This is a genomic window from Streptomyces sp. ADMS (assembly GCF_033441795.1).
Taxonomy (GTDB): Bacteria; Actinomycetota; Actinomycetes; order Streptomycetales; family Streptomycetaceae; genus Streptomyces.
In genome coordinates this window covers 1-263 of record NZ_JAVFVX010000584.1, presented here as the reverse complement: position 1 = coordinate 263, position 263 = coordinate 1, and the positions used below count along the sequence as shown (strand labels likewise).

General features: G+C 71.5%; 1 protein-coding gene. It reads left to right on the top strand.

Annotation, left to right across the window (positions count from 1 at the left end; all coding sequences use genetic code 11):
* Nucleotides 1–45 precede the first annotated feature (45 nt).
* A partial coding sequence (locus RB628_RS42085; RefSeq protein ID WP_318325850.1) for a hypothetical protein occupies nt 46–263 on the top strand: 218 nt, incomplete at its 3' end.

The window sequence follows — 263 nt, the reverse complement described above, 5'->3', positions numbered from 1 at the left end:
GCGGCTCCGCGGCAGAAGACTCCGCTGCAGCACCAGGTGGCCTCCATGGCGCGGCGGGTGGCGGGAGCAGCCCTGGCGATCGGTGCCCTGATGTTCGCCGTGCGGCTGCCCACCGGGGAGTCCGTGGTGACCCTGTTCGTGTTCGCGCTGGGGGTGATGGTCGCGCTGGTGCCGGAAGGACTGCCCGCCACCCTCTCGGTGTCGCTGGCGATCGGTGTACGGCGGATGGCGCGCCGCCATGCTCTGATCAAGCAGCTGCTGGC